Annotated in this window: 3 protein-coding genes; 2 read left to right on the top strand and 1 reads right to left on the bottom strand. The window is 59.8% G+C overall.

The features are described from left to right. Window positions 1-76: 76 nt before the first annotated feature. A complete protein-coding gene (locus K1Y02_13880) occupies window positions 77-1,222 on the bottom strand; it encodes an aminotransferase class V-fold PLP-dependent enzyme (protein ID MBX7257448.1) in 1,146 nt (381 codons plus the stop codon). Window positions 1,223-1,460: 238 nt separating this feature from the next. Here K1Y02_13880 and K1Y02_13875 point away from each other — a divergent pair, with 238 nt between their 5' ends. Further along, on the top strand, window positions 1,461-2,690 hold the full coding sequence (locus K1Y02_13875; protein ID MBX7257447.1) for an efflux RND transporter periplasmic adaptor subunit: 1,230 nt from the start codon (window positions 1,461-1,463) through the stop codon (window positions 2,688-2,690). A 19-nt stretch (window positions 2,691-2,709) separates the two neighbouring features. Then, window positions 2,710-5,982 (top strand): efflux RND transporter permease subunit, encoded by a 3,273-nt coding sequence (locus tag K1Y02_13870; protein ID MBX7257446.1) that lies wholly within the window; start codon window positions 2,710-2,712, stop codon window positions 5,980-5,982. Window positions 5,983-6,000 lie beyond the last annotated feature (18 nt).

The following is a 6,000-nucleotide window of genomic DNA, read 5'->3' as shown; positions in this document are numbered from 1 at the left end:
TCAACACGTTCAATGCGACGCCTCACTTGTCCGAGCCGCGTCTGTGGACGTATCGGTAAGCGACTGGCCGCGCGCGTCACACCCCGCGCAGCCGTTCAATAAGCGGCGGTAGAACATCCATTAATCGGTCCACGTCTGCCTCCGTGTTGTCCCTGCCGAAGCTGAATCGCACGGCGCTTTGGGCCTCATCGTGACTTTGCCCCATCGCCAGCAACACATGAGACGGATCGATTGCCCCAGACGCGCAGGTCGCCCCGCTGGACACGGCGATACCCTCCACGTCGAGCCCAAGTACGACCGATTCCCCTTCGACCTCGGCAAACCCGATGTTGAGCAGGCCCGGCAGCCGGTTGTCACGCGGACCATTGACGCGACAGTTGGGGATTGCGGCCAGGATGCGCTGCTGCGCGGCGTCGCGTAAGCGAGCAATGCGCGTAGCGGTGCTTTCCATTTCAGCTTGGGCCAATTCGCAAGCCTTGCCCAACCCTACGATTCCCGCGACATTCTCCGTGCCCGCGCGGCGCTCGCGCTCCTGTGCCCCGCCAAGGAGGAGCGGTTCCAACTCGAGTCCCTTGCGCACGAAACACGCGCCCACGCCTTTCGGCGCGTACAGCTTGTGTCCGGAAATCGCGAGCGCGTGAGCGTGGATACTCCTGACGTCGACCTCGATCTTCCCCACGGATTGCACGGCATCCGTGTGAAACGTCACTCCGCGCTCTGTGCACAACACGGCGATCTTTTCCACCGGTTGAATCGCGCCCGTTTCGTTGTTCGCATGCATCACCGAGACAAGCAGCGTGTGGGAATCGATCAACGACTCCAATCTCGCGATGTCTATTACGCCATTCTCGTCCACGCCGGCAACACGAACTTCCACCTTTTCATGCTTGCTGACATAGCCCGCCGCGTGTAACACGGCGTGGTGTTCGACTGCAGACACCACAATATTCGCGGGACGCTTCGGATGCGCCGTCACCAGACCCCGAATCGCCCAATTGTCCGATTCGGTGCCGCCTGACGTGAACACGATTTCGCGGACGTCGGCGTGAATGAGCGCGGCCACCTGCTCGCGCGCGTCATCAACGGCGCGCCGGGCGGCTCGCCCAACGGCGTGAATGGAACCTGCGTTGCCGTAGCTCTCGCGCAGATGCGGAAGCATTGCTTCGAGAACTTCCTCCCGCACGGGAGTGGTCGCGCTATGGTCGAGGTAGATGGTCTTCATGATTCAATCGAGCTTGCCGCCATTTCCGAAAGTAGCACAAGATGATAAGGTTAGTATGCCTTAACAAGGGGGCCCGTTGCCGCTTCTGAGATACATGGTTATTTTTTTTGTGGTGTCTCTTCCCCGGCAACCACAGCGCGTATTCGGCGCTGTACGGAGAGACTCAGGAATTCCGTACTGGCGCAAAGCGTTAACCCAGAGTAGAATCCGATTGAGTAGTACAAAGAGGGGATCGGATATGGATAGCGTGGAGTTTCATCCTTTCCGGGGAAAGTGGGCGGCACAAATACTCGTTTCATTGGCGTTGCTTTCCCTTGCCGCATGTGGGGGTAAACATGGTGTGAGCCCCGCCACAGCCAATTTGACACCAACCGCTGTTACCGCCCCCGTGGAGACTGTTGCCAAGCAACCGTTCGACCTTACGTTTGAAGCCGTTGGGACGGTTCGCTCGAAAACGGTCAGTACTGTGCAGAGCAAAGCGGTCGGCAACGTGACGGCCGTTCACGTTGTTGAAGGCCAGACCGTGGAAGCGAGCGCTCCGTTGGCCGACATAGACGACCGCGAAGCCCAGGCGATGGTCGCGAACACTCAAGCCGGTCTGGACGCCGCGCGCAAAGCCTCTCAGGAAGCCGTACAGTCCGCGCAAGCGGCCCAGGCTGCCGTGGCTGCGAGTAAGGCCAATCTCGATCTCGCAAACGCCACCTATGAGCGCTTCAAGGGCTTGTACGAACAGAAGGTTGTGAGCCGTCAGGCCTACGACGAGGCCGAAGCAAAACAGAAAAGCGCTGCCGCGGAATTGACCCGAGCGCAGGAATCGATGAACGCGGTGCAGAGCCGTACTCAGGAAGCGGCCGCGCGCGTGCAACAAGCCGAAGCGCAGGTCGCGAACGCGCAAGCCGCACTGAGCCACACGAAGGTCGTTGCGCCATACGCGGGCGTTGTGGCGAGGAAGTTTGTCGATGTCGGCGATTTGGCATCGCCGGGATCGGCCTTGTTCGAGTTGGAGGACAACAAGAACTATCGGATTGAGGCCGAGGTCAACGAGTCCCAGTCAGGGCAGGTCGCAATCGGCGACAAGGCCAGCGTGCGCATCGACGCCGCAAGTCCCGAAGCCTTGGCGGGCACCGTGAGCGAAATCGTTCCGGCCGCCAACACGTCAAGCCGGTCGTTTACCGTAAAGGTGGACGTGCCGAATTCGACGGCCTTGCGCTCGGGACAGTTTGGCCGCGTTACCTTCTCGCATGGCACGGCCAGTGTCATCAGCGTTCCAGCAAAAGCGGTCGTCGAGCGCGGCCAGCTCATTGGTGTTTTCGTTGTGGACGGAGAAGGGATCGCTCGGCTGCGATTGATAAAGACGGGCAAGACTCTCGGCGAACGCGTTGAAGTGCTTTCCGGATTAAACGAAGGCGAGCGTGTGGTCGTTGACAACGTGGCGAACGTGGTCGACGGCTGCCGCATCGCGGCGTAACGCGGAAAGGCGGCGCGCCGTGGAACAGCAGTCAAAGCGTGGATTGGCGGGGTCCATCGCCCACGCCTTTATCGACTCCAAACTCACCCCGCTGGTCATTGGCGCGTCGATTCTGTTGGGAATCGGCGCGGTGCTTTTGCTGCCGCGCGAAGAAGAACCGCAGATCGTCGTGCCGATGATCGACATCTATGTGCAGATGCCCGGGGCAAGCGCTCGGGAAGTCGAAGAGCGCGTCACGAAACCGATGGAGAAACTCGTCTGGGAAATCCCCGGCGTCGAGTACATCTACTCCACATCCAGTCCCGGTATGTCTTCGTGCATTGTGCGGTTTTACGTCGGGCAAGACGAAGAAGATGCGATTGTTCGCCTCAACCAGAAGATGTACGCGAACTTCGATCTGATCCCGCCCGGCGCCAGCCAGCCATTGGTCAAGCCGCGTTCGATCGACGATGTGCCTATCCTCGCGTTAACGCTGTCGAGCGCGCGGTACGACCACTACACGTTGCGTCGGATTGCCGCACAGCTGCACGACGCGATCAAAGAGGTTCCCAGCGTATCCGAAGTGAACATCATCGGCGGACAGCGCCGCCAAATTCGGGTCGTACTGGACTCGACGCGCATGGCCGCATACGGCGTAGCTCCCGCGCCGATTGTCGACGCGCTCAAGAAGACCAATGCCCAACTCGAAGCCGGCAGCTATGCGTCGGGCAACCGCGAGATTGTGGTCGAATCGGGCGCGTACTTGCGCGACAAAGACGATGTCGGTTCCGTAGTGGTCGGCGTGTTCAATGGAAGTCCCGTGTATCTGCGCAACGTCGCGGAGGTCATTGACGGGGCCGAGGAACCGGCAGACTACGTGTTCTTCTCGTCAGGACCTTCCGCGGCCTTGACGCATAACGTGCTTGCCCCCGCCGTCGACTCGGCGCAGGCCGCCGGACCGCTGCCCGCCGTTACGATTTCGGTCGCCAAGCGTAAAGGCTCAAACGCCATCGTCGTGGCCGACAACGTGATCGAGAAGGTGCGCGAGATGCAGGGGACGGTCGTTCCCTCCGATGTGCGCGTGTCCGTCTCGCGCAACTACGGCGAGACTGCCGAAGAGAAGTCCAATGAACTTCTGTATCACATGTTTCTGGCGATTGTGTCGGTGGCGATACTGATCGCGCTGGCGCTTGGTATCCGCGAAGCAGGCACGGTTGGCATCGCGATTCCCGTTACACTCGCGCTGACCCTGGTCGTGTTCTATTTCTTTGGTTACACGCTCAATCGCGTCACGCTGTTCGCGCTCATCTTCTCGATAGGTATTCTTGTTGACGACGCCATCGTCGTTGTCGAAAACATCGTGCGCCACTACCGCCTTCCGGCAAGCAAAGGCAGGCCGCTGCTTGACGTGGCGGTTGAGGCGGTTGACGAAGTCGGCAATCCCACTATCCTCGCTACTGCAGCCGTCATCGCAGCCGTGCTGCCCATGGCTTTTGTGCGCGGTCTGATGGGTCCCTATATGGAGCCGATTCCCGTGGGCGCAAGCGCGGCCATGGTTTTCTCCGTACTTATTTCGTTCATGGTGACACCGTGGGCGGCCCTGCGCCTGCTCCGTCATGCGCCTGAACCGACCGGAGAGACCAACGAGGAAGCGCAAGCGGACGAGCACGGGCATTCCGAAAACGCGATGGACCGCCTGTACCGGCACGTTATGGGGCCGTTGATCCATCACCGGCTATGGCAATTCGCGTTCTTGTTCGTTGTCGCGTGTATGTTGCTTGCGGCATGCGCCCTGGTGCCGATGAAGCGCGTAGTCATGAAGATGCTTCCCTTCGACAACAAGAGCGAATTTCAGGTCGTTATCGACATGCCGGAAGGCACGACGCTCGAACAGACCGCCGCCGTTGCGCGTGACCTCGGAGATGCTGTCGCAAAAGTGCCCGAAGTCACCGACTACGAAACCTATGTGGGCACGGCGTCGCCGCACAACTTCAATGGATTGGTGCGGCACTACTTCCTGCGCCGGGGTCCGAACGTCGCGGATATTCACGTGAATCTAGCGCCAAAGGAAGACCGCGACCGCCAAAGCCACGACATTGCGAAGGAAGTACGGCCGGTCTTGCATGAAATCGCCAAGCAATACGGCGCTCGGATCAAGGTGGCGGAGGCTCCGCCTGGACCTCCCGTGTTGCAGACGCTTGTTGCGGAGGTCTATGGGCCCGACTACAAGCGCCAGATGGAAGTCGCGCGACAAATTCGCGATATCTTCGACAGTACCGACGGTGTTGTCGATGTGGACTGGTACGTAGAAGACGACCAACCCAAATACCGTCTAAACATCGACAAAGAAAAAGCCGCGTTGAGCGGCGTGTCCGCCGAGCAGATCACGCAGACGCTTTCGGTTGCGCTGCAAGGCTCGGTCGTTGGTCTGGTTCATCAACCCCAGGAAAAAGAAGACCTGCCGATCTATGTGCGTCTGGACCGCGCAGACCGGTCAGGTATCGAAGACCTCAAGCGCATCAAGGTGCAAGGGGCTCAAGGCAATCTCGTTTCGCTGGGCGAACTTGCCCACGTCGAAGAGACCGTTGAAGACAAGAGCATCTATCACAAGAATTTGATGCCGGTCGTGTATGTCACGGGCGACGTGGCCGGTCGCGAGGAGAGCCCGGTCTACGCCATCCTTACGTTGAGCCAGAAGATCGCCGAACTGAAATTGCCGGAAGGCTACAGCATCGAGCAATACACGGCGAGCCAGCCGTTCTCCACGGAGCGCATTTCCATGAAGTGGGACGGCGAGTGGCACATCACCTACGAAGTCTTCCGCGATTTGGGCCTTGCATTTGCCTCGGTCCTGGTGTTGATCTTCATCCTCGTCGTGGGCTGGTTCCAGTCCATGAAGACGCCCTTCGTGATCATGAGCGCGATTCCCTTCTCGCTTGTCGGCATTCTTCCCGCTCACTGGCTGATGGGGGCGTTCTTCACCGCGACGTCCATGATCGGATTCATCGCTGGAGCCGGAATCGTTGTGCGCAACTCGATCATCCTCGTCGACTTCATCGAATTGCGCAGGCAACAGGGCATGGCCCTGGCGGATGCCGTCATTGACGCCGGGGCGGTGCGGTTCCGTCCGATGATGTTGACGGCGGCTGCCGTCGTGGTCGGCGCGTCCGTCATTCTGTTCGACCCGATCTTCCAGGGTCTTGCGATTTCGCTGATGGCGGGTGAAGTGGCGTCGTTGCTGCTGTCGCGCATGGTCGTACCCATTCTGTACTATTTGGTGAACACCCGCGCGGAACGGTACGCGCACCAGTAAACAGGCTGTTCCGGACTT

This window comes from Candidatus Hydrogenedentota bacterium (assembly GCA_019695095.1).
In the GTDB taxonomy this organism is placed as follows: Bacteria; Hydrogenedentota; Hydrogenedentia; order Hydrogenedentales; family SLHB01; genus JAIBAQ01.
The sequence above is the reverse complement of the archived record's forward strand: the minus strand, read 5'-3'. Positions and strand labels throughout refer to the sequence as shown.

Excerpts from the sequence above, each read along its gene's own strand:
- K1Y02_13875 (MBX7257447.1), top strand. The coding sequence starts at position 1,461 with ATGGATAGCGTGGAGTTTCATCCTTTCCGGGGAAAGTGGGCGGCACAA.
- K1Y02_13880 (MBX7257448.1), bottom strand. The coding sequence starts at position 1,222 with ATGAAGACCATCTACCTCGACCATAGCGCGACCACTCCCGTGCGGGAG.